Here is a 21,520-nt window from a genome sequence, read left to right as displayed (position 1 = left end):
TCCGCCGTTCGGTACTGGTCAGCTGACGTCGAGGGTGGTCAGGGGTTCCGTGGGTGGGGATGCTCGGTGAAGGCGGTGGCGTGGTCCGTGACCCACTGGCGGAACGTTCGCGGTGGTGTTCCGAGGATGTCGAATATCGTGGACGTGATGTATGCCGGGTGTCCCATCGTGGCGTCCCACGCGGCGAGGAGCATGTCCACTGCCGCGCGCGCGGCTTCCGGAGTCTCGCGCCGGAAGTCGTCGGGCGACAGTTCCTCGAACGCGATCGGGCGCCCCAGCGTGTCACCGATGATGCTTACCTGTTGAGCTTGACTGAGTGATTCGGGGCCGGTCAGGACGTAGTCACCGCCAGCGTGCCCGTCCTCGTACAGGGTGCGCGCGACGACCTCGGCCACATCTCGGTCGTCAACGGGGGCTGTCTCGGCCGCGCCGTACGGCCACCGGACCACGCCGTTGCCACGGATGGCGGCGGCCCACCAGGGGAGGGCGTTCGACGCGAACATCCCTGGTCGGATGATCGTCGAGTCGAGCCCGGCGGCCGAGATGAGCCGCTCGATCTCCGCGTGCAACGCCGCCATCGGGTTCGGTTGCTGGAAGAACGGGTGCCGGGTCTGGTGTGGTGCGGACAGGTAGACGACTCGCTGCGCCTGGGCGGCCAGCCGCTCCACGACCGCCGCCGCGGTCTGCGCCGGAGCGGTCCAGACCAGGAAGACCGTGCTGACGGCGCGCAGTGCGTCGTCGAGCGATTCGGGCACGGTGAGATCGCCGGTGACGATCTCGACGTTGGCGGGCAGTGTCGCCGCCGTCTCGGAGCGGCGCACGAGGGCACGGACCGGCACACCCGCATCGGTCAGCAGATCGACGACGCTGCGCCCGATGCGGCCGGTCGCCCCGGTGACAAGTACCGGAGGTCCTCCTATGGGTGTCGTGGCGACCTCGCCATGGTTGACGGAGTGCATCGGGGTGTCTACCTGTTCCATGGCTTCCATGAAACCGTTACTGAGTTAAAAAAGCAACCAGGTAACGAATGTTAGTCTGGCACGGTGATGGAGCCTGTCGGGCTACGCGCCCGCAAGAAGCTGCGTACGCGGGACGCGATCGCCGATGCGGCGATCTCGCTGTTTCTGGCGCGCGGGTTCGAGCAGGTATCGGTCTCCGACATCGCCGTCACGGCCGAGGTGTCGAAACCGACCCTCTTTCGCTACTTCGCCACCAAGGAAGACCTGGTCCTGCACCGTTTCGCGGACCACAACGGCGAGGCCGCACGTGTGGTGCGCGACCGTCGGCCCGACATCGCGCCGATGACAGCCCTGCACCGGCATTTCCGAGCCGGTCTCGATCGCTTCGAGCCGGTCACCGGCCTCAATGATCATCCCGAGGTGGTGGCGTTTCATCGGCTGGTGTTCACCACCCCGAGCCTGGCGGGACGGCTCACGCAGTACATGCTCGACGATGAGGAGGCACTGGCTGCGGTCCTCGGCCCGGGCATCGACGCCCGACTCCAGGCCGCCCAGGTGATCGCGGTTCACCGCGTCCTAGCCCGGACCAACTGGCAGAGGATCGCCGATGGGCGAACCGCACACGACGTGCAACCCGAGGCGATCGTCGACGCAGACCGAGCCTTCGCCCAACTGCGCCATGGAACGGGCGTCTCCTAACCCGCCGCGCAGCGGCACACAGAACAGCCCCGCAATGCGTCCAGGCGGCTGGCCGACCGGCGTCCGGTCGCCTCGTCGCATTTCCCGACACGGCTGAGGAGGCGCCCTACGCTCACCCGTCGACGGTCACCGCCGCGATGGCGAAGTGCGGCCGATGAGCGCCACCGTCGGGGCGTTCCAGACGCTCGACCTCGGTGAAGCCGGCGCGCGCCAGCCGCGCGGCGATCTCGTCGACGGGCCACCGGTAGGCGGTCATGACCTTGTGGTCGAAGGCGTCGACCTCGTCGCCGGCGAAGAGGCCCAGCACCAACCTCCCGGACGGGGCCAGGGCACGCCGGAACGTGGTGAGCACGCCGTCGAGGCGCTGCGGCGGCAGGTGGATCAGTGAGTACCAGGCCAGGATGCCGGCGACGGAGTGGTCGGCGACGTCGAGGTCGTCCAGCGACCCGAGGCGGTAGTTGCCGCCGGGGTGGGTCGCCCGCGCGTGGGCGATGAACTCGGGGACCACGTCGACCCCCGTGGCGTCGACGCCCAGCGAACGAAGGTGGTCGGTGAGGTGACCCGGGCCGCAGCCCAGGTCGAGCACCGGACCAGGTCGGCCCCCCAGGTGTCGGCCGATGAGGGCGAGGTCGTCGGGGTCGACCTGCTCACGCGTGCCGAACAGTTCGATGTAGAGATCCGCGACCGAGGCGTACGCCTGCCGTACCTGTTCCGTGCCCACCGCCCGACTATAGGAGCGCCGCGCCGGGGCCGGCCCACCGCACGCAACCCCCGGTCCCAAAGATCGTTGATGCCCGAGGGGTGCCCGGGATATCGCACGCGTGGACGGGACGGCTGCTGCCGGTGATCCGCCGTCACCCGCCTGACGGGGATCAGGGTTGCTCGGTGGAAGACCTGAGGCGGAAACCGGGGCCGTACCGGGGCTACGCCCGGAGGCCGGCCGTGCGTCACCCACCGGACGATGGCTGCCATGAGACGCGCCGCATTCTTCGTGATCGCCGGGCCGGCCTGCATCGTGGGCTACGGGCTCGTCCGACTCTGGGGTAGGTCCGACGGGACGTACGGCCCCGGGTTCGACTGGCAGGCCGCGCACCTGGTCGGCCTCGCCGGCATGGTGGCGTTCGTGCCGGCGGTGCTGGCGCTGGCCGGCCTGCTGCGCCCCGGCCCGTGGCGTACGTCGGTCGTGGCCGTCACGCTGGTCGGGCTCGCCGCCACGATGGTGCAGTTCGGCGCCGACATCGTCGAGGGTCTGCTGGCCGCCGACCGGGCGGAGATGTCGGCTCTCGGCCGGGACTTCAAGAACGTGCCCGGCGTCGAGGTGCTGTTCTACGACGTCGTACCGCAGTTGTTCTTCCTCGGTCTGCTCGTCCTCGCGGGCATGCTCGCGGCGCACCGGCGGCTGCCCTGGTGGAGCGTCGCCCTGCTGCTCGTCGGCATCGTCCTACCGGCCGTCACGCTCGACCTGCTGCCGCTCGGCGGCCTGTGTATGGCGGTGGCGCTCGCGCCGACGCTGCCGGCCCTGCGCCGGGACGACGCGCGGGACCGCGCGGAAACCGTAATCTGATCTTTCTTGCCGCAGTCGCCCTGACCTGCCGAGATAACGCTCTCTCGGATAGTGCGGAAGTCCTTGACGAGGTGGTAATCGACCCGTAACGATGCATGCACACCACCACCGGCGTGATCGGCGCACGTCGTCCCGCGAAAGGACCAATCCGTGCGCAGATCCCCGAGAGCATGGCTCGGCGCTGTGTTGAGCGCGATCCTCGTCTTGGGCGGCGTCGTCGCCACGCCACCCGCGGCCAGCGCCGCCCCGTTCACCGTCCTGGTCTTCAGCAAGACCGCCGGATTCCGGCACGGCTCGATCACCCCCGGCATCACGGCGATCCAGCAACTCGGCGCGGCCAACGGCTTCACCGTCGAGGCCACCGAGGACGCCGGCCAGTTCACCGACGCCAACCTGGCCCGGTTCGCGGCGGTGATCTGGCTGTCCACCACCGGCGACGTCCTCAACGCCACCCAACAGGCGGCCTTCGAGCGCTACATCACCGCCGGTGGCGGGTACGTGGGCGTGCACTCGGCCTCCGACACCGAGTACGACTGGCCCTGGTACGGCGGGCTCGTCGGCGCGTACTTCGCCTCGCATCCGGCCGAGCAGACCGCCACCGTGACGGTCGCCGACCAGGTGCACCCGTCCACCAAGGGGCTGCCGCAGCGGTGGAGCCGCTTCGACGAGCTGTACAACTACCGCGCCAACCCCCGGGGCAGCGTGCACGTGCTGGCCACTCTCGACGAGAGCACCTACACCGGCGGCAGCATGGGGTACGACCACCCGATCTCCTGGTGCCAGAACTACTCCGGCGGCCGGGCCTGGTACACCGGCCTCGGCCACACCGACGCCTCGTACACCGACGCGGCCTTCCGGCAGCACCTGCTCGGCGGCATCCAGACCGCGGCCGGGGCGGTCACCGCCGACTGCGGCCCGACGGTCACCACGAACTTCCAGCAGGTGGCGCTGGCCAAGGGCGCGGCCGAGACCGGCGAGCCGATGAGCCTGACCGTCCTGCCCGACCGGGGTGTGCTGCACACCGCCCGCGACGGCGTGATCCGGCACACCGACGCCGCCGGCAACACCAAGGTGGCCGGCACCCTCGCCGTCTACACCGGCGACGAGGAGGGCCTCCAGGGCATCAAGGCCGACCCCAACTTCGCCACCAACCGCTGGGTGTACGCGTACTACGCGCCCCCGTTGAGCACACCCGGCGGCGGGGCGCCGGCCACCGGCACGCCGGCCGACTTCGCCGTCTGGGACGGGGTCAACCGGTTGTCCCGCTTCACCGTGAACGCCGACAACACGATCAACCTGGCCAGCGAGACCCTGATCCTCAACGTGCCCACCAGCCGGGGCATGTGCTGCCACGTCGGCGGCGACATGGACTTCGACGCGGCCGGCAACCTCTACCTGTCCACCGGCGACGACACCAACCCGTTCGACTCGGCCGGTTTCACCCCCATCGACGAGCGGGCCGGCCGCAACCCGGCCTTCGACGCGCAGCGCACCTCGGCGAACAGCAACGACCTGCGCGGCAAGGTGCTGCGCATCAAGCCGAGCGCGGCGGGCGGCTACACCATCCCGGCCGGGAACATGTTCGCGCCGGGCACGGCCCGGACCCGCCCGGAGATCTACGCGATGGGCTTCCGCAACCCGTTCCGGATGAGCGTGGACAAGGCCACCGGGATCGTCTACCTCGGTGACTACGGACCCGACGCGGGCACCGCGGACCCGAACCGGGGTCCGGCGGGCAACGTCGAGTTCGCCCGGATCGATCGGCCCGGCTTCTACGGCTGGCCGTACTGCACCGCCCGCAACGACGCCTACAACGACTACACCTTCCCGTCCGGGCCGTCCGGGGCGAAGTTCAACTGCGCCGGCGGGCCCGTCAACGACTCGCCCAACAACACCGGCATCACCCAGCTCCCGCCGGCGATCCCGGCCTGGCTGCCGTACGGCGGTTCCGGCTCGCCGCCCGAGTTCACCGGCGGTGGCCTGTCGCCGATGGCCGGCCCGGTCTACCGGTACGACCCGAACAACACCTCGCCCGTGGCGTTCCCGCAGTACTACGACGGCACCTTCTTCGCGGGCGAGTTCGGCCGCCGCTGGATCAAGAACGTCAAGCTCGACTCCACCGGTCAGCCACTGAAGATCAACCCGTTCCCGTGGACCGGCACCCAGGTCATGGACATGGAGTTCGGCCCGGACGGCGCGCTCTACGTGCTCGACTACGGCACCGGCTGGTTCAACGGCGACGCCAACTCGGCGCTCTACCGCATCGAGTACGCCCGCGGCGGCCGCGCGCCCGTACCGAAGGTCACCGCCACCCCCACCAGCGGCACCGCGCCGCTGACCGTGGCCTTCTCCTCGGCCGGCACCCTCGACCCGGACGGTGACCCGTTCACCTACGCCTGGGACTTCGACAACAACGGCACCACCGACTCGACCGCCGCGAACCCGAGCTTCACGTACACCACAAACGGCACCCGCAGCCCGACGCTGACCGTGCGGGACACCACCGGCAAGACCGCCACCGCGAGCGTGGTCGTCACCGTCGGCAACAGCGCCCCGGTGGTCACCGTGAACACCCCGTTGAACGGGCAGACCTTCACCTTCGGGGACGCGATCCCGTTCTCCGTCACGGTCACCGACGCCCAGGACGGCACCATCAACTGCGCCCGGGTCAAGGTGAACTACGTCCTCGGCCACGACTCGCACGGTCACCAGCTCGCCAGCACGCAGGGCTGCACCGGGGTAATCCAGACCTCGGCCGACGGCGAGCACGACAGCGCGGCGAACATCTTCGGCATCATCGACGCCGAGTACACCGATCTGGGCGGGGGTGGCCAGCCGGCGCTGACCACGCACACCCAGGCGGTGCTGCAACCCCGCATCCGCCAGGCCGAGCACTTCGGTGACTCGTCCGGCGTGCAGATCGTCGCCGGGGCGGCCGGGCACGGCGGGGCGGCGGTCGGCTACATCGACAACAACGACTGGATCTCGTTCCGCCCCTACAACCTGACCGGCATCCAGTCGTTCAGCGCCCGCGTCGGCGCGCCGGCCGGCGGCGGCGGGACGTTGGAGCTGCGCGTCGACTCACCCACCGGGCAGTTGGTCGGCTCGGCGACCGTCACCTCCACCGGCGGGTACGCCAACTTCGCCACGGTCACCGGTGGAGTCACCGCGCCGACCGGCACCCGCACGCTGTACCTGGTCTTCAAGGGCGCCGGGCCGTGGTTCGACATCGACGAGTTCACCCTCTCCACCAGCCCCGGCGGGCCCGGCCCGGACCCGGACCCGGATCCCGGCACGGGCACCAACCTGGCCAAGGGCAAGCCGGCTCGGGCATCCAGCTACGAGGGCGCGTTCGTCGCGGCCAACGCGTTCGACGGTGTCGCCGGCACCCGTTGGGGCAGCGCCTTCGGCGACCCACAGTGGATCGACGTGGACCTCGGCGCGACGTACGCCCTCAGCCGGGTCAAGCTGACCTGGGAGGCCGCGTACGGCAGCGCGTACCAGATCCAGACCTCGACCGACGGCGTCACCTTCACCGCGATCCGCACGGTGACCGGCGGCGACGGCGGGGTGGACGACCTGACCGGGCTCACCGGCTCCGGCCGGTACGTCCGGCTCCTCGGCACCGGCCGCGGCACGGCGTGGGGCTACTCGCTCTACGAGTTCGAGGTGTACGGCGGCACCGGCACCCCGACCGGCGGCAACCTGCTGCTGAACAAGCCGACGACGACGTCCAGCACCGAGGGGGCCGACGTGACCGGCGCCCAGGCCGTCGACGGCAACCTCGCCACCCGCTGGTCGAGCACGTTCTCCGACCCGCAGTGGATCCGCGTCGACCTGGGCAGCCCGACCGCGATCGGACGGGTCAAGCTCGCCTGGGAGGCGGCGTACAGCAGCGCGTACCAGATCCAGACCTCCAACGACGGCACCACGTGGACCACCGTGAAGACGGTGACCGGTGCCGACGGTGGCGTGGACGAGCACAGCGGCCTCGGCGCGAACGGCCGCTACCTGCGCATCTACGGCACGGCCCGGGGGACCGGCTACGGCCATTCCCTCTGGGAGGTGGAGGCCTACACGAGCTGAACCACCACCACCACGACGTGGCCGGCACGGTTCTCCGTGCCGGCCACGCCCCGTCGTCCAGCTACCGGGGCGTCGGTGACACGCCCCTGACGAAGGGCCACGGGTACGCCCCGAACAGGTCGGTGCACGCCGTGAGCAGACCCTGCCGGGCGTCGGCCACGCGCTGGTTGGCCGGCCCCTTGTCGACGGCTGGGTCGTCCGCCACCCACAGGTCGCCGGCTTCCTTGGCGGCCGGTCCCAGCTTCTTCCCGGCCTCGCGGACACCGGGGTCGGTCGACTCGACGGCGAGCATCGCGGTGCTCACGTCCTCGACGGGTGGGTTGTTCTTCTCGATGCTCAAGGCCACGCGACTGCACGCGGAGGCCGCGGACCTGTCCGAGGGCGCGGTGGAGCGGGGAGCGGGGTCGGGCGTATCGGCGGGCGAGCAGCCCGCCAGCAGGAGGGAGGCGACGACGAGGGTACGGATCACCGCAGCAGACTAGCGATCTTGCCGCAGCACCACGAGCGGGTTAGTCGTCGGCGACCGCCACCGGTTCGGTGCCGATGCAGCGGACCTTCAACTCATGCCGGCCGGCCGAGCCCTCGAACGTGACCTCGACGTCGTCGTCCGGACCCCGGTCCACCTCGTGCACCCGGTAGCCCTGCGCGGGCGCCCACGACACCAGGCGTACCCCGTCGGCGCCGCACTCTGCCACGGCCGTGCCGCCGCCGGTGGCGAAACTCCGGCGGACCCCGGCGCTGGCCGACGGCGCGGGCGTCGTCGGTCCGCCCGCTGTCGCGCCGACGGTGCCACTCTGCGCGGGCTCGGGCGAGGCGAGCGCCCGTTCGATCTCCGCCTCGCTGCGCACCCCGCCCGGCGTGCCGGTGATGCTCTCACCCACCAGCCGGATCGCGCCCAACCCGATCAGGGTCGCCACGGCGACGGTGGCCACCCAACCGGCGGCGACGAGGACCGAACGACGGCTCATGCCACCGACTATCCCCGATCCACGGTTGTTCCAGGCATATCCGGAGGCTAAGGCACGGTTAACGTGCGCCGCGCCGGCAGTGACAGCGGTTAGCCTGCCTGCTGTGGCCCGCCTGCTGCTCATCGAGGACGACCTGACCATCCGTACCCCGCTGCTGCGCGGGCTGCGCGAACGCGGCCACGCGGTCGCCGCGGCCTCGACGGCGATGGCGGGGCTGCGCGACGCCCTCGACGACCGGCCCGATCTGGTGGTGCTCGACCTGGGACTGCCCGACCTGGACGGACGCGAACTGCTGCGGATGTTGCGCGCGGTCAGCTCCGTGCCGGTCATCGTGGCGACCGCCCGCGACGACGAGGCGGAGATCGTCCGGGTCCTCGACGCGGGCGCCGACGACTACGTGGTCAAGCCGTTCACCGCCGCGCAGCTCGACGCGCGCGTCCGCGCGGTCCTGCGACGAGGTCCCGCCAGCGTCGACGCGCAGGATCCGTCCCTCGTGGTGGGCGGCCTGCGCGTCGATCCCCGGTCCCGACAGGTCACCCTGGACGGCACGCTGGTGGAGCTGACGCCGCGCGAGTTCGACCTGCTGCACCACCTGGCCGGGCGGCCCGGTCAGGTGGTCACCAAACGCGAGCTGCTCACCGAGGTCTGGCAGATCCCGTACGGCGGGGCCGACAAGACCGTCGACGTGCACCTGTCCTGGCTGCGCCGCAAGCTGGGGGAGACCGCCCAGCAACCCCGCTACCTGTACACCGTGCGGGGCGTCGGCGTACGCCTCGAAGCGCCCATGGCCCGCCCGTGAGGGCGCGTCTGGCGCTGCTGGTCGCGGCGGTCAGCGTCCTCACGCTCGTCGCGTTCCTGGTGCCGCTGGCCCTGCTCGTGCGCACCGTCGCCCAGGACCGGGCGACCGTGCGGGCCACCGCCGACGCGCAGAGCCTCGTGCCGGTGGTCGGTACGGCCGACGCGCCCACCATCCGGCTCACCGTCGAGCGAGCTCGCCGCGGAGTCCGGCCGACCGGTGAGTGTCTTCCTGCCCGACGGCACGGTGCTCGGCGCCCAGGCGCCCCGTACGCCCGCGGTGGCCCTGGCCGCACGCGGGCAGAGCCTCACCGGTGAGTCGGCTGCCGGCCGCGAGGTGGTCATCGCCGTGCAGGGCCGGGCGGACGGCACGGGCGTGATCCGGATCGTGGTGCCCCGGCAGGAGCTGACCGCCGGGGTGACCCGGGCCTGGCTGGTGCTGGCGCTGCTCGGTGTGGTGCTGGTGCTGATCGGGTTGGCGGTCGCCGACCGGCTGGCGCGCACGCTGGTGCGGCCGATCAGCGACCTGTCCGCCGTGTCGCACCGCCTGGCGAACGCCGAACTGGACGCCCGGGTCGTACCCGCCGGCCCGGCCGAGCTGCGCGAGGTCGCCGGGGCGCTCAACCACCTCGCCGGCCGGATCCAGGTCCTCCTGCTCCAGGAGCGCGAGCAGGTCGCGGACCTGTCCCACCGGCTGCGGACACCGCTGACGGCGCTGCGGTTGGAGGCGGAGTCACTGCGCGACCCGGACGACGCGGCCCGGATCACGGCCGCCGCCGACGGGCTCGAACGGGCGGTCACCGGGCTGATCCAGCAGGCCCGCTGGCGTCGCGCTCCGGTGCCGGGCGCGGTCGCGTCCGACGCCGAGGCGATCGTCGCCGACCGGGTCGCGTTCTGGTCGGTGCTCGCCGAGGACACCGGCCGGGCCGTCCACCTCGACCTGGCCCCCGGCCCGCTGACCGTCGGGGTGGCCGCCGACGACCTGACGGCCGCCGTGGACGCCCTGCTCGGCAACGTCTTCGCGCACACCCCCGACGGCACACCGTTCACCGTCCGGCTCGCGCGGGACGACGGGGAGGTGCTGCTCACCGTCGCCGACGAGGGCCCCGGCTGCCGCCGGGCGCCGTCCAGCGGGGCGCCAGCGCGGCCGGCTCGACGGGGCTCGGCCTGGACATCGCCCGCCGCGCCGCCCAGTCCGGCGGCGGCCGGCTGGAGCTGCGCCCGGGCCCGAAAGGCGGGGCGCAGGTGCTGCTGCGGCTCGGCCCGCCGCCGCAGCGCCAGGCATAGCCGCTGCGCTGCCGGGTAGCTGCCACCCATGGCGCGGTATACGAAACCCGAGCTCAGAGAGCAGATCAAGGAAGAGATCAAGGCGTCCGACAAGGGCGGGAAGCCCGGTCAGTGGTCGGCGCGCAAGTCACAGCTGGTGACGCAGGAGTACAAGCGGCGCGGCGGTGGATTCCTGGGCGAAAAGGACGAGCGGCAGAAGGCGTTGCAGCGCTGGGGCAACGAGAAGTGGCAGACGAAGGAGGGCGACGCCCGGGCCCGCAAGGACGGCACGACGAGCCGTTACCTGCCCAAGAAGGCCTGGGACGAGATGTCCGAGAGCCAGAAGCGCGCGACCGACACCAAGAAGCGGGAGGCGTCCCGGACCGGCCGGCAGTACGTCGCCAACACCGGCCCGGCCAAGAAGGCACGACGCGACGCCACCACCGCCGGCCGGATGTCGGAGATGTCGGTGGCCGAGGCCAGCAGACTCGTCCGTGGCCTCGACACGCGACAGCTCCGGACCGCGCTGCGCAACGAGCACGCCGGCAAGGACCGCAAGACCCTCGTCCAGCGGCTGGAGGCGGAACTCAACCGGCGTGGCTAGCCGCGAGCAGGTCCGGAGATCGGCCTGCGGTCCCGAAGCCGGTCGAGGTGACCCGGTCGTCATCCCGGCGACGCAGGATCCGTACCTCGGTGGTGGCCTCGGTGCCCGTCAACGGCAGCACCGCGACCGGGGGCGGCGCCACGGCGGTGATGCTCGCCGGTGCGATCGTCACTCCGAGGCCGGCCGCGACCAGGTGCACCACCGTGGTCCAATTGCCGGCTTCCTGGACGATGCTCGGCGTGTAGCCGGCTTCCAGGCACGGCCGGAGGTTGCGCTGGTAGGCCCGCTCGCCGGCCACCCGCGGGATGAAGACGAACGGGTCGTTCCGCAGCACCGCCGCGTCGATCGCGCGGCCTCGGGCGTGCGGGTGGTCGGCCGGCAGGACGGCGACGAAGGACTCGGTGGCGAAGGTGACGCCGACCAGGTCGTCGTGGTCGTCGGCGTCCCGAACCACGCCGAGATCGACCTCGCCGTTCAACAGCCGGTCGACGATCTGCGCCGTGTACGCCTCGTGCAGACGTAGGTGGACGGCCGGATGGCGCTCCCGGAAACGACGGATCGGACCGGCCAGGCCGAGTTGGATCGCCGAACTGACGAAGCCGATGTCGAAGCGTCCCTGCTCCCCGCGTCCGATGCGGCTCGCCTCGTGCACGTCGTCGGACACGGCGGCCAGCACGCGCCGGCACCGGACGAGATACGCCTCACCGGCGGGCGTCAGCGCCACCGACCGGGAGGTGCGGACGAACAGCGGCGTACCGATCATCGCCTCGAGCTGTCGGATCTGCTGCGACAGCGGCGGCTGGGCCATCCGCAGTCGCACCGCGGCCCGACCGAAGTGCAGCTCCTCGGCGACCGCGACGAAGTACCGCAGGTGGCGCAACTCGGGATCCATACGTCGAGGATACGAATCAGTCCCAACAAGATATTGGACGTTCGAATAAGGGTGACCGGAGAATCGGGGTCATGAATCCGAGCACGCTGACCGTCACGTCCATGACGACCCCCGAGGAGGCCGAGGCCTTCCGGACGCTGAACGAAGAGTGGATCTCCCACCGCTTCACCATCGAGGAGTCGGACCGTAAGACGCTCGGCGACCCGTTCGCTGCCATCGTCGAACCGGGCGGCGACGTGCTCGTCCTGCGCGACGGCGGGGAGATCGTCGGTTGTGTCGCCCTGGTACGCAGCTCGGCGGACGTCTTCGAGCTGTCGAAGATGGCGGTGACTCCGGCGCTGCGCGGCAGGGGCCTGGGCCGGCAACTCATCGAGGCCGCGATCGCGCGCGCCCGCGAACTCGGCGCGGCCACCCTGTTCCTCGGCAGCAGCACCAAGCTCCCGAACGCCGTGCACCTCTACGAGACGGCCGGCTTCCAGCACGTGGACGCGGAACAGATCCCGCTGGCACCGTACGCCCGTGCCGACGTCTTCATGCGCATGGCGCTCTGACCGGCTTAACCCGGCCTTAGCGTTGGGACAGCGCGCCGCTATCCCGCTTGCGCCGATCCTCGGAGTCGACAACCGAGGAAAGGTGGACACCACGATGAAGCGGACCAATCTGCTCCTGGCGTCGGCCGGCGGGGCGGCGGTGCTGGCGGTGGCCGGGGCCGCGCTCGGCGTCACCGCCGCGAGGGACTCGCGCACCGACACGACGCTCGCCGCCGCGACCGCCGCGCCGACGGTCGACAGCACCACCGCCGCGCCGGCGACCGGCGGTCCGTCGTCGACCGGCACTGCGTCGGGTACGCCGACGAGCGGTGCCCCGTCGTCAAGTGACGCCCCGTCTGCGGGCGGGGCGCCGGCCGGTGCCGCTGTCGACGAGAAGCGAGCCGGGGAGATCGCGCTCGCCAAGGCTGGCGGCGGTCGGATCGTCGAGATCGAGGCCGAGCAGGAGCACGGCCGTGCGGTCTGGAGCGTCGAGGTCGTCGTCGGCGACACCGAGCACGAGGTGGACGTCGACCGTGAGAACGGCTCGGTGGTCAAGGCCGAGCAGGAACCGGTCGACGCCGACGACGACGCCGACGACAAGAACGACGACGCGGACGACGACGACGGCGACGACGACTGATCGTCGAATCTCGCCGCCCGCCCCGGGGTCAACCCGAGGCGGGCGGCGACCGTGCCGGTCGCGCGGCCCTTGGCGCTGGTGCCGTCCGGGGCGTTGCTGGGCGCGGTCTTCGGTGGGGACGCTGGCTAGATCGGCACGCGTTGTTCCTGGATCGTCGGTTGGTCCTGGGCGAACTGGGTGCGGTACAGCTCGTGGTAGCGACCGCCCGCCGCGAGCAGGTCGCCGTGTCGTCCGCGTTCGACGATCCGGCCGGCCTCCACGACGAGGATCTGGTCGGCCGCGCGGATGGTGGAGAGCCGGTGCGCGATGACCACGCTCGTGCGGCCGGTCAGGGCCTCGGCGAGGGCGTCCTGGACCGCCGCCTCCGAGGTGGAGTCGAGGTGCGCGGTGGCCTCGTCGAGGATGACCACGCGCGGCCGGGCCAGCAACAGTCGTGCGATGGTCAACCGTTGCCGCTCGCCGCCGGACAGGCGGTAGCCGCGTTCGCCGACGATGGTGTCGAGACCGTCGGGAAGCGTACGGATCAGCTCGTCGAGTCGGGCCCGCCGCAGCACGTCCCACATCTCGTCCTCACCGGCGTCGGGCCGGGCGAACGCCAGGTTGGCGCGGATGCTCTCGTGGAAGAGGTGCCCGTCCTGGGTGACCACGCCCAGCGCCGTCCGGATCGACTCGGCGGACAGGTCGCGCACGTCGACGTCGCCGAGCTTCACGGTCCCGTCATCGACGTCGTACAGGCGGGGCACCAACTGCGCGATCGTCGACTTGCCCGCCCCGGAGGAGCCCACGAGCGCGACCATCTGGCCCGCCTCGGCGCGGAACGACACCCCGTGCAGCACGTCCTCGCCGCCACGCGTGTCGAGCTTCACCACGTCCTCGAGGGATGCGAGGGACACCCGGTCGGCGGCCGGGTAGCCGAACCGTACCCCGTCGAACTCGACCGCGACCGGCCCGTCGGGAAGGGGCCGGGCGTCGGGCTTGTCGAGGATCAGCGGCCTGAGGTCGAGGACCTCGAAGACCCGCTCGAAGCTCACCAGCGCGCTCATCACCTCGACCCGGGCGCTGGCCAGCGATGTCAGCGGTGCGTAGAGGCGTGACAGGAGCAGCGCGAGGGCGACCACCGTCCCGGCGTCGAGGCTGCCCCGCAGGGCGTACAGGCCGCCCAGCCCGTAGACCAGGGCCAGCGCCAGCGAGCCGACCACGGTGAGCGCGGTGATGAAGACCCACTGGAGCATCGCCGTACGGACGCCGATGTCCCGTACCCGCCGTGCCCGGGCGGCGAACTCGGCGGACTCCTCGGCCGGTCGCCCGTACAGCTTGACCAGGGTGGCGCCGGGCGCGGAGAACCGTTCCGTCATGCGGGTGCTCATGGCCGCGTTGTGCTCGGCCGCCTCACGTTGCAGGCGGGCGAGCCGTGAGCCCATGCGGCGGGCCGGTAGCACGAAGATCGGCAGCAGGACGAGCGCCAACAGCGTGATCTGCCACGAGAAGCTGAGCATCACGGCCAACGTCAGCATCAGCGTGACCGCGTTGCCGACCACACTGGACAGGGTGTCGCTGAAGGCCCGCTGGGCGCCGATCACGTCGTTGTTCAAGCGGCTGACCAGTGCGCCCGTCCGGGTCCGCGTGAAGAACGCGACCGGCATACGTTGCACGTGATCGAAGACGGCCGTCCGCAGTTGGACGATCAGCCCTTCGCCGATGCTGGCGGAGAGATATCGCGTCACCAGCCCGAGGCCGGCCTCGGCGAGGGCGATCACCGCGATCAGTACGGCCAACCGGACCACGACGCCGCCGTCGGCGCCGTCGACGATCGCGTCGACCACCCGACCGGCGAGGATCGGCGACGCCACCGTGAGGACTGCCGTCACCACACTCAACAGCAGGAATCTGACGATCAGTGCGCGGTGCGGCCGGGCGAACCGCGCGATCCGCTTCAGGGTGGCGCGGGACAGCGGTCGCTCGTCCCGCGCGTTCATCGCGTGGCGCAGGGACGTCCACGCGGTAACTTCCATGCTCATGCGTACCTCCGGTACCGGAGGCTAGGACCTCATCCGCGCTTTAGGTCAAGCCGTCGGTCGCGGCCGGGCGTGTCGTTGACGATCAGGGTGGCGATCGCCGATGCTCGTGCCCAGCGGCCACGGGAGGAGTCATGAGGTTGCTCGACATCGTCGTCACGACCGTGGGCGGCGCGCTATCGGCAACCGTCGGCGTCGTCGTCGGCGGAATGCTCACCCGACGCGCGCAGGATCGGCACTGGTTACGGGATCGTCAGGTCGCGGCCTACCAGGACCTGCTGCGCGAGTACGCCACCTTCTCGATGATCCTGCGGCGCGCCCACCTGGGACGCAAACCCTGGGACTACGACTGGGGCGCCTGGAGTACGGCGTTGATGTCGGCCAGCCTCGTCGCGCCGAGCGCCGTCGCCAACGAGATCGACAAGTTCGGCCAGGCGGTGCGCGGACTCCTGGATGCCGCCGCGGGAGTGGACACGACGACGACGCCACTGTCCCAGGCTGAATTCGAGCAGGCGATGGTGGCGCCGGCCCACGCACAGCTGGACCTGGTCAACGCGATGCGCCGCTCAATGGGACGACAGCAACGACCTCTGTCGGTGTGGTTGGGCGGGGCCAGTGGCCGTCCCACCCACTGGCAGCCCGACGAAGCAGGCAGCCCCTCGGGACACGACGGGATGGTTGACCCTGCACGGGCCTGAAGCGCTGCAGTGTGGCCGCTTCCGGCGCGTGTCCTGCCCGATCTTGGTGACGGCTCCGGTCGGTGTGTGAGTAGGGTGCTCGTCATGATCAGGAATCCCGCGTGTCGTTGACGAATCCATGGCTGGCCGGGCCCACGCCGGTTGGGCGGCTCGACCGCGAACGGCTCGAAGAGCGCATTCTCCACCTGCTGTCGTCGCAGAACATGTGCGTACTCGCGACCACGGGTCCGGACGGCCCGTTGGCCACTCCGGTGCGGTACTACCCGCTCGACTTCACGGTGCTGTTCACGGCCTCGCCGCGTTCGCCCAAGATGCGCAACATCGCCGCCGATCCGCGAGTGTCCGTCGGGATCTTCGCGCCGCTGGTCGGGCTGGCCAGCAGCCGTGGGGCTCAGGTGTTCGGTACCGCCCGGGTGCTTGACCCGGCGCATCCGGACCGTGCGCACTACTGGGAGGCGTTCCGGTGGGAGAACGAGCACGCTGAGCGGGGTCGTCCGCTGTCCGAGCCGCCCGAGGACACCCTTGTGGTCGTTGAGCCCGAGCGGATTGTCTACACCGAGCACTGGCTGCGACGTGAAGGGTTCGCGCCCCGCCAGGTCTGGCGCCGCACGTCACCTGATCGGCCGAACCCTTCCTGAAGCCTGACGGCCCGGCCTGATCCTCGGCGCCGCTGTCATCCGGCCCAAGCTGAACGGCACTGACACTCATCCGGCGTCGATGAGCGACCACTCTTGTGGAAAGTCGGCGTGCCGCAGGTCGGTGATACTGGCGGATGGGAAGTCCGGCTAGGAACGTTGCGGGTCGTGCCGTCGGTTGAGACGGTCGTCCTAGTGGGCGAGATGCTGAAGCCAGTCCCGCAGGAGTGCGGTCTCGACGGGGCGGAGCGGGACGACCGCTGGATCCGTCCCGCCGAGGGTGGCATCGAGTGCGAGGGCGCGAGCGGCGAGGGTGGAGTCCGGGACTGGGCTCGTGTCGGTGGTCAGAGCGTCGATGAGCGCTTCCCGCATGCGCGGTGAGACCTCCGGGTCGCGTTCGCTCTCCGGGATGCCGATCAGGGAGAGCGTGGTGCCGGTTACCGCTGCCAGCGTGAGGTGGGCGGCAAGGGCGGGCGGCACCCGTAGGCGGCCGTTGGAGGCGGCGCGGTCGAGGAACGTCAAGAGGAGTTCCTGAGCCTCCCGCGCGGCAGGTGGGCGTCGGCCGGGGCGGTCGGTGCCGTACATCAGCAGGTATAGGGCGGGGTGTTTCAGGCCGAAGTCGACATGCATGTCCCATCCGCGGCGCATGTCGTCGACCGGGTCGCCGCTCGACGACAAGGTGTGCTTCTGCGCCACGTAGAGGTCGAAGGCGTGGATGGCCAGCGCCGAAAGGAGCCCGTCCTTGTCGCCGAAGAGCTGGTACAAGGAGGCGGCACGGATGCCTGCCGCCGCTGCGACAACGCGGGTGGAGAGCGCCTGGGCACCCTTGCGTTCCAGGAGCTCGGCTGCGACTTCCAGGATCTGCCGGCGACTGCGGGTCTTCGCATCATCCACGGTTGCAATGCTACGCCATAAGGCGTATCACTGGTTCGGTCAGCGATGCGGGAAATCCCGTAGCAGTGATACGGCAGGAGAGATCGATGAATCGTGTGGGATATGGCGCCATGCAGCTCGCGGGCCCTGAGGTCTGGGGATTCCCGGACGACCCGGAGGCGGCGCGGCGGGTGTTGCGCCTGGCTGTCGAGCTGGGCGTCACCTTCTTCGACACCGCGAACGCCTACGGGCCACGAACGGTGAACCAGCTGATCGGGCAGGCGCTGGGACCGATCCCCGAGGGCGTGATCGTGGGCAACAAGGTCGGCGCAGAGCGCGGCCCGGACAAGTCCTGGGTCGTCGACGGTCGCCCGGAGACGGTCCGGCGGCAGGTTCACGAGGCCCTTACCGACCTGGGTACGGACGCGAGTGAGCTGACCTACCTCCGACTCGTCGGCGACACCCCCGGCGCGCACCAGGACGTACCGCTGGAGGAGTCGCTCGGCGCACTCGTCCAGCTGCGAGACCAGGGGCTGATCCGCCGCATCGGCCTGTCCGGCGCGTCCCCGCAGGTGCTGGCCCGCGCCCAGCAGATGACCCCCATCGCGGCGGTGCAGAACCGCTTCAACCTGCTTGACCGCAGCGGCGTCCAGGTCCTCGCCGATTGCGAGACCCAGGGCATCCTCTTCATCCCGTACTTCCCGCTGGCCGCCGGGCGGCTCAGCGGCCACCCAGAGCTGACCGGCCCGGCAGAGCGCCTGGGTGCCACACCGGCCCAGATCGCACTGGCCTGGCTGCTGCGTCGTTCGCCCTCCATGGTCGTCATCCCGGGCACGAGCAGTTCCGATCACCTGCGGTCCAACATCGCCGCTTCCGAGGTTGCCGAACAGTTGACCGACACCGAGGTCGCACGCCTGACCGGACTCGTCGACGAGTCGCAAGCGGTCCTCAGCCAGCCCACGCCCCCGGCTGACGGCCACCGCTGAGAGGGCTTCGCGATGTCGCTGTCGGCCCCGGCCACATCTGACGAATGATCTTCGGGGCTCTGAGACGGCGGCCATTTCGCCTGTCGACGACCAGGGTCCACCTGGCCGTCGACGGCCGCGCGGCGGGGCCAGCAGGCCAACCGGCGTCGCCAGGGCTCCCGCGCGGGGGACCGGCCTCTCGCCCCCGACGCAGAGGCGGACCAGCAGGCGACGTCGTGGGACGCTGCTCTGGCGCTTCGCCAACCAGCAAAGTGATCATTGCTCGGACACGGCCTAGTTGCGTCGGTGGTAGTGGTTGCGGCGGGGTATCTGGTCGGGGTCCAGCCAGGCTGGTGGAACGAACATCGGTCGGTTGTCGCTGCCAAGCCGGACCGTCCATTCTCCCTTGTGTACGTGGCGATGGTGGTGGCCGCAGAGCAGGACGGCGTTGGTGAGAGTGGTGTCGCCGCCGTCGGCCCAGTGCCGGATGTGGTGGGCGTCGCACCAGCGGGGTGGTCGGTCGCAGCCCGGGAAGGCGCAGCCACGGTCGCGAAGCACGAGGGCGCGCCGCAGGGGACCGGTGATGAGGCGGCGTTGCCGGCCGACATCGAGTGGTTGGCCATTGCCGCCCAGCACGGCGGGGAGGATGGCGGCATCGCAGGCGAGCCGACGTACCGTCTGTGGGGTCAGGGAGAGCCCGGTGTCGAGCGTGCCGGCGCCGAGCTGCTGACTCAGGGCGTCGTAGCCGGTGGTGACGACGATCTGGGCGGGCTCGCCGCCGTTCGCCGGTAGGTCGCCGGTGCGGAGGGCGAGTCGGCAGACGTCGGCGAGGGCGTCGTGGCGGCGTTGGCCCGGCGTACGGGAGTCGTCCGGGTCGGTGGGGCCGCTGAGCGGGTCGATGGCGGCGCGGAGCAGCCCGGCGGTCTCGGCGTCGAGGGTGCCGGCGAGTCGCAGCCTCCCGTCGGTCTGCTCGGACACCGTCAGGTGCCGATCGCGGTCGGCTCGGCGGGCGTCGGCGTCGAGCGCGGCCTTCGCGGCGGCCTCGGCGACGTCGGGGGCGACGTGGTCGAGGATGCGCGTGCTCAACCTGCGCAGCAGGGTCGGGTCGAACTGCCCGGCCCATTCGACGAGGACACCGACGGCCTTGTCGGCGGCCGCGGTGCCGGCGGTGTCGTGCACCGTGGTGACGGTGTCGGTGATGACGCGGGCCTGCTCGGCGGTGATGTTCCCGTCCGCCAACGCCTGCCGGACTCCGCCGTTGTGTCCGTTGTCGAGGGCGGCGGCGAGGTCGACGAGCCGACGCGCGGTGGGAACGGTGAGGCGCAGGCGCTCGCGCAACCAGACTGTGGTGCTGGACGCGCCGTGGGCGCGGGCCATGCCCCGGCCGTCGACCTCGCGAACGAGGGCCAGCTCGAGCGCGGCGAGGCGTTGCGTGAGGCGGTGTGTGGCGTCGAGCGCAGCGACGAGTTCGTGCTCGGCGAGGCTCCAGGCGGACGCGTCCAGGCAGGCGGCGACCGCCGCGTCTGCCTGCGCCAGCTCCTCGACCACGGCCTGACATTAGAACAGGCGTACGACACTTTCAGTAATCATGATCGATTGGATGTCCGGACGGTGCCGATCCTCGGCGGCCGGCGAGACGGACGGTTCGATCGAGGGCCAAGTGGTCGCTGCCGGCACCGTCAATGCCGCGCGGAGCTGACGAACCAGCAACCTGACTCCACATCGAGAGGTTCGTCCACCCACGGTTGCACGATCGCGGCAAGCCGCGCAGTCATGGGCCACGCGTCCACGACCCAGCCCTCAGGCGTCATCTGAACGAGCGGACGAAGCGATTCGCTGACCGCTGTCGGCAGATCCCATGCGCGTTCGAGGAGATCGTCCGCGCCGAACTTCTCCACCGTGTTGACCACCACCGGGGCACCGTAGCGCTGCATGGGACCGACGGTCAGATGGTGATCACGCCGCCATCCGTGCCCGCCCGGGCAGGGGTGGCGGCGCGATCGATGTCGTCACCGCGCGATGCGCCGCCGGCGGGTCAGCCGATGCGGAACTGCTGGCCGTAGACGGCGAAGGCCAACGGCGTGTTCAGGTTGAAGTTGCCGTTGTTGAGGAACACCCGCTGGGCGGTGTCCACGCGGGAGGTGTCCGAGTGGGCCTCCTCCTTCTTCATCTCGATGACCCGCTCGTCGAGGAACGCGTTGAGCCAGGTCCGCTCGTCGCCACCCTGGGCCGGGGGCTTGGCCCGGGTGAGGGCGCGGCTGCGGATCTGGCGCATGCCCTCGTACCCGTGCATGACCGCCGCGTCGTAGTAGGCGAACTGGCCGAGTGCGCGTACCCCGTCGTTCTTGCCGTCGCGGACCGACGGGTTGAAGTAGACCCGGTCCCGTTCGGCCTCCTGCGCGGCCCGGAACACCGAGTCGTTGGCGGCGGTGCGCCAGTCGCGGGTGAAGTTCGGGTCGAGGCCCGAGTGCGACGCGGTGCCGTTGACGGCGCGCAGCGCCGGCAGGTAGCCGGCGAGCACGTTGCCGGGCTTGGTGTTCGTGTACGCCTGGACGAGTTCGAGCATGTCGCCGGTGCCGGAGCAGAAGCCGATGATGCCGGCGGTGTAGCCGCGGCCGTCGCCGATGTCCTCGATGTAGGAGAACTGGGCGCGCCAGTCGAGCGAGGAGTTCTCCGCCGCCGACACGAGCTGCATGGCGACGTCCTTCTTCGCCGGGTCGTCCAGGTTGGTGCCGGTGGAGCCGCTGGCGGTCGGCGTGGGGGTGGAAGTCCCGCCGCCGGGGAGGGTCCACTGCTGGTTGGTGGTGCCGCCGCAGGTCCAGATCTGGAGTCGGGCGCCGTTCGCGGTGCTCCGGTCGGTCACGTCGAGGCACTTGCCCGAGGCGGTGTTGACGAGGGCGCCACCGCTGCCGGCGGTCCACTTCTGGGCGCCGGTGTTGTTGCAGTCGTACAGCTGGATCTTGGCGCCGTTGGTGGTCGACGCGGCGGTGACGTCGAGGCACTTGCCGAGCGCGCGGATGGAGCTGTCGCTGTTGCCCACCGTCCACGTCTGGGCCGCGCTGCCGTTGCAGTCGTAGAGCTGCACCGCTGTGCCGTTGGCCGAGTTGGCGCCGGCCACGTCGACGCACTTGCCGGCCAGGCCGGTGATCGGGCCGGCGGTCGCGGCGCTGGCCGACGGCAGGCCGTAGCCGACCGCCGCGACGCCGATCAGCAGGGTGCCCACGGCGTAGGCGGCTGTTCTCTTGCGCACCATGGTGTTCCTCGGGGGAAAGGGGCGGCAGGCCGCCGACCGGTCGGGTGCCCGGCGTGGGGGAGGGCGCCGGGGCACCGC

General features: G+C 71.0%; 22 protein-coding genes. 12 read left to right on the top strand and 10 right to left on the bottom strand.

Going from position 1 to position 21,520, the window contains the following annotated elements; all coding sequences use genetic code 11:
• Positions 1 to 38: 38 nt before the first annotated feature.
• Positions 39 to 980 (bottom strand): NmrA family NAD(P)-binding protein, encoded by a 942-nt coding sequence (locus tag ACQP0N_RS19705; protein WP_433112721.1) that lies wholly within the window; start codon positions 978 to 980, stop codon positions 39 to 41.
• A 66-nt stretch (positions 981 to 1,046) separates the two neighbouring features.
• On the opposite strand from ACQP0N_RS19705, the gene ACQP0N_RS19700 reads away from it, so the two are divergent.
• Positions 1,047 to 1,658 carry a TetR/AcrR family transcriptional regulator gene (locus tag ACQP0N_RS19700; RefSeq protein ID WP_433121708.1) on the top strand — a complete coding sequence of 204 codons (612 nt, stop codon included), beginning with the start codon at positions 1,047 to 1,049 and terminating at the stop codon, positions 1,656 to 1,658.
• 112 nt (positions 1,659 to 1,770) lie between these two features.
• Here the strand turns inward: ACQP0N_RS19700 and ACQP0N_RS19695 are convergent, their stop codons facing one another.
• Entirely contained in the window at positions 1,771 to 2,379 is a 609-nt protein-coding gene (locus ACQP0N_RS19695) for a class I SAM-dependent DNA methyltransferase (RefSeq protein WP_433112718.1), read from the bottom strand.
• 249 nt (positions 2,380 to 2,628) lie between these two features.
• On the opposite strand from ACQP0N_RS19695, the gene ACQP0N_RS19690 reads away from it, so the two are divergent.
• Both ACQP0N_RS19690 and ACQP0N_RS19685 read left to right on the top strand, forming a co-directional pair.
• Complete coding sequence (locus ACQP0N_RS19690) at positions 2,629 to 3,222, top strand: hypothetical protein (protein ID WP_433112715.1); 594 nt, start codon at positions 2,629 to 2,631, stop codon at positions 3,220 to 3,222.
• A 150-nt stretch (positions 3,223 to 3,372) separates the two neighbouring features.
• Entirely contained in the window at positions 3,373 to 7,308 is a 3,936-nt protein-coding gene (locus ACQP0N_RS19685) for a ThuA domain-containing protein (protein WP_433112712.1), read from the top strand.
• A 61-nt stretch (positions 7,309 to 7,369) separates the two neighbouring features.
• On the opposite strand, the gene ACQP0N_RS19680 is transcribed toward ACQP0N_RS19685, so the two are convergent.
• On the bottom strand, positions 7,370 to 7,777 hold the full coding sequence (locus ACQP0N_RS19680) for a hypothetical protein (protein WP_433112709.1): 408 nt from the start codon (positions 7,775 to 7,777) through the stop codon (positions 7,370 to 7,372).
• A 40-nt stretch (positions 7,778 to 7,817) separates the two neighbouring features.
• Positions 7,818 to 8,276 (bottom strand): septum formation initiator, encoded by a 459-nt coding sequence (locus tag ACQP0N_RS19675; RefSeq protein ID WP_433112706.1) that lies wholly within the window; start codon positions 8,274 to 8,276, stop codon positions 7,818 to 7,820.
• Between the two features lie 103 nt (positions 8,277 to 8,379).
• Between ACQP0N_RS19675 and ACQP0N_RS19670 the strand changes: the two genes are divergently transcribed.
• From ACQP0N_RS19670 to ACQP0N_RS19655, 4 genes are read left to right on the top strand one after another with little or no spacing between them, the layout of a single operon-like run.
• On the top strand, positions 8,380 to 9,075 hold the full coding sequence (locus ACQP0N_RS19670; RefSeq protein WP_433112703.1) for a response regulator transcription factor: 696 nt from the start codon (positions 8,380 to 8,382) through the stop codon (positions 9,073 to 9,075).
• Positions 9,072 to 9,389 carry a hypothetical protein gene (locus ACQP0N_RS19665; RefSeq protein WP_433112700.1) on the top strand — a complete coding sequence of 106 codons (318 nt, stop codon included), beginning with the start codon at positions 9,072 to 9,074 and terminating at the stop codon, positions 9,387 to 9,389. Before ACQP0N_RS19670 ends, ACQP0N_RS19665 begins: the two co-directional genes overlap by 4 nt.
• A complete protein-coding gene (locus ACQP0N_RS19660; protein WP_433112697.1) occupies positions 9,292 to 10,377 on the top strand; it encodes a HAMP domain-containing sensor histidine kinase in 1,086 nt (361 codons plus the stop codon). Before ACQP0N_RS19665 ends, ACQP0N_RS19660 begins: the two co-directional genes overlap by 98 nt.
• A 9-nt stretch (positions 10,378 to 10,386) precedes the next feature.
• Entirely contained in the window at positions 10,387 to 10,941 is a 555-nt protein-coding gene (locus tag ACQP0N_RS19655) for a DUF5872 domain-containing protein (protein ID WP_433112694.1), read from the top strand.
• Here ACQP0N_RS19655 and ACQP0N_RS19650 read toward each other — a convergent pair.
• Positions 10,925 to 11,833 (bottom strand): LysR substrate-binding domain-containing protein, encoded by a 909-nt coding sequence (locus ACQP0N_RS19650; protein ID WP_433112691.1) that lies wholly within the window; start codon positions 11,831 to 11,833, stop codon positions 10,925 to 10,927. The genes ACQP0N_RS19655 and ACQP0N_RS19650 overlap by 17 nt on opposite strands.
• 71 nt (positions 11,834 to 11,904) lie before the next feature.
• On the opposite strand from ACQP0N_RS19650, the gene ACQP0N_RS19645 reads away from it, so the two are divergent.
• Together ACQP0N_RS19645 and ACQP0N_RS19640 are read left to right on the top strand one after the other, a co-directional pair.
• A complete protein-coding gene (locus ACQP0N_RS19645; RefSeq protein WP_433112688.1) occupies positions 11,905 to 12,384 on the top strand; it encodes a GNAT family N-acetyltransferase in 480 nt (159 codons plus the stop codon).
• 94 nt (positions 12,385 to 12,478) lie between these two features.
• On the top strand, positions 12,479 to 13,003 hold the full coding sequence (locus tag ACQP0N_RS19640) for a PepSY domain-containing protein (protein ID WP_433112685.1): 525 nt from the start codon (positions 12,479 to 12,481) through the stop codon (positions 13,001 to 13,003).
• Between the two features lie 125 nt (positions 13,004 to 13,128).
• Here ACQP0N_RS19640 and ACQP0N_RS19635 read toward each other — a convergent pair whose 3' ends face one another.
• Complete coding sequence (locus ACQP0N_RS19635) at positions 13,129 to 15,021, bottom strand: ABC transporter ATP-binding protein (protein ID WP_433112682.1); 1,893 nt, start codon at positions 15,019 to 15,021, stop codon at positions 13,129 to 13,131.
• A 131-nt stretch (positions 15,022 to 15,152) separates the two neighbouring features.
• On the opposite strand from ACQP0N_RS19635, the gene ACQP0N_RS19630 reads away from it, so the two are divergent.
• Both ACQP0N_RS19630 and ACQP0N_RS19625 read left to right on the top strand, forming a co-directional pair.
• Positions 15,153 to 15,716 carry a hypothetical protein gene (locus ACQP0N_RS19630; protein WP_433112679.1) on the top strand — a complete coding sequence of 188 codons (564 nt, stop codon included), beginning with the start codon at positions 15,153 to 15,155 and terminating at the stop codon, positions 15,714 to 15,716.
• A gap of 101 nt (positions 15,717 to 15,817) precedes the next feature.
• On the top strand, positions 15,818 to 16,354 hold the full coding sequence (locus ACQP0N_RS19625; RefSeq protein WP_433112676.1) for a pyridoxamine 5'-phosphate oxidase family protein: 537 nt from the start codon (positions 15,818 to 15,820) through the stop codon (positions 16,352 to 16,354).
• A 189-nt stretch (positions 16,355 to 16,543) separates the two neighbouring features.
• Here the strand turns inward: ACQP0N_RS19625 and ACQP0N_RS19620 are convergent, their stop codons facing one another.
• Complete coding sequence (locus ACQP0N_RS19620) at positions 16,544 to 17,245, bottom strand: TetR/AcrR family transcriptional regulator (RefSeq protein ID WP_433112673.1); 702 nt, start codon at positions 17,243 to 17,245, stop codon at positions 16,544 to 16,546.
• A gap of 86 nt (positions 17,246 to 17,331) precedes the next feature.
• Here ACQP0N_RS19620 and ACQP0N_RS19615 point away from each other — a divergent pair, with 86 nt between their 5' ends.
• Positions 17,332 to 18,210, top strand: a complete 879-nt coding sequence (locus ACQP0N_RS19615; protein ID WP_433112670.1) for an aldo/keto reductase — start codon at positions 17,332 to 17,334, stop codon at positions 18,208 to 18,210.
• A 273-nt stretch (positions 18,211 to 18,483) separates the two neighbouring features.
• Here the strand turns inward: ACQP0N_RS19615 and ACQP0N_RS19610 are convergent, their stop codons facing one another.
• From ACQP0N_RS19610 to ACQP0N_RS19600, 3 genes are all read right to left on the bottom strand, one after another.
• On the bottom strand, positions 18,484 to 19,737 hold the full coding sequence (locus tag ACQP0N_RS19610) for a DUF222 domain-containing protein (RefSeq protein ID WP_433112667.1): 1,254 nt from the start codon (positions 19,735 to 19,737) through the stop codon (positions 18,484 to 18,486).
• Between the two features lie 131 nt (positions 19,738 to 19,868).
• Positions 19,869 to 20,123: a hypothetical protein gene (locus ACQP0N_RS19605; RefSeq protein ID WP_433112664.1), complete on the bottom strand. Its 255-nt coding sequence runs from the start codon at positions 20,121 to 20,123 to the stop codon at positions 19,869 to 19,871.
• 101 nt (positions 20,124 to 20,224) lie between these two features.
• A complete protein-coding gene (locus tag ACQP0N_RS19600) occupies positions 20,225 to 21,442 on the bottom strand; it encodes a chitosanase (protein WP_433112661.1) in 1,218 nt (405 codons plus the stop codon).
• Between the last annotated feature and the right edge of the window lie 78 nt (positions 21,443 to 21,520).

Origin of the sequence: Micromonospora sp. CA-246542, assembly GCF_050942905.1 — a bacterium.
Lineage (GTDB): Bacteria > Actinomycetota > Actinomycetes > Mycobacteriales > Micromonosporaceae > Micromonospora.
This window is presented reverse-complemented; position numbering and strand designations above follow the sequence as displayed.

Excerpts from the sequence above, each read along its gene's own strand:
- ACQP0N_RS19700 (WP_433121708.1), top strand. The coding sequence starts at position 1,047 with ATGGAGCCTGTCGGGCTACGCGCCCGCAAGAAGCTGCGTACGCGGGAC.
- ACQP0N_RS19640 (WP_433112685.1), top strand. The coding sequence starts at position 12,479 with ATGAAGCGGACCAATCTGCTCCTGGCGTCGGCCGGCGGGGCGGCGGTG.
- ACQP0N_RS19635 (WP_433112682.1), bottom strand. The coding sequence starts at position 15,021 with ATGAGCATGGAAGTTACCGCGTGGACGTCCCTGCGCCACGCGATGAAC.
- ACQP0N_RS19690 (WP_433112715.1), top strand. The coding sequence starts at position 2,629 with ATGAGACGCGCCGCATTCTTCGTGATCGCCGGGCCGGCCTGCATCGTG.
- ACQP0N_RS19615 (WP_433112670.1), top strand. The coding sequence starts at position 17,332 with ATGAATCGTGTGGGATATGGCGCCATGCAGCTCGCGGGCCCTGAGGTC.
- ACQP0N_RS19655 (WP_433112694.1), top strand. The coding sequence starts at position 10,387 with ATGGCGCGGTATACGAAACCCGAGCTCAGAGAGCAGATCAAGGAAGAG.
- ACQP0N_RS19675 (WP_433112706.1), bottom strand. The coding sequence starts at position 8,276 with ATGAGCCGTCGTTCGGTCCTCGTCGCCGCCGGTTGGGTGGCCACCGTC.
- ACQP0N_RS19645 (WP_433112688.1), top strand. The coding sequence starts at position 11,905 with ATGAATCCGAGCACGCTGACCGTCACGTCCATGACGACCCCCGAGGAG.
- ACQP0N_RS19600 (WP_433112661.1), bottom strand. The coding sequence starts at position 21,442 with ATGGTGCGCAAGAGAACAGCCGCCTACGCCGTGGGCACCCTGCTGATC.
- ACQP0N_RS19630 (WP_433112679.1), top strand. The coding sequence starts at position 15,153 with ATGAGGTTGCTCGACATCGTCGTCACGACCGTGGGCGGCGCGCTATCG.
- ACQP0N_RS19605 (WP_433112664.1), bottom strand. The coding sequence starts at position 20,123 with ATGCAGCGCTACGGTGCCCCGGTGGTGGTCAACACGGTGGAGAAGTTC.
- ACQP0N_RS19705 (WP_433112721.1), bottom strand. The coding sequence starts at position 980 with ATGGAACAGGTAGACACCCCGATGCACTCCGTCAACCATGGCGAGGTC.
- ACQP0N_RS19650 (WP_433112691.1), bottom strand. The coding sequence starts at position 11,833 with ATGGATCCCGAGTTGCGCCACCTGCGGTACTTCGTCGCGGTCGCCGAG.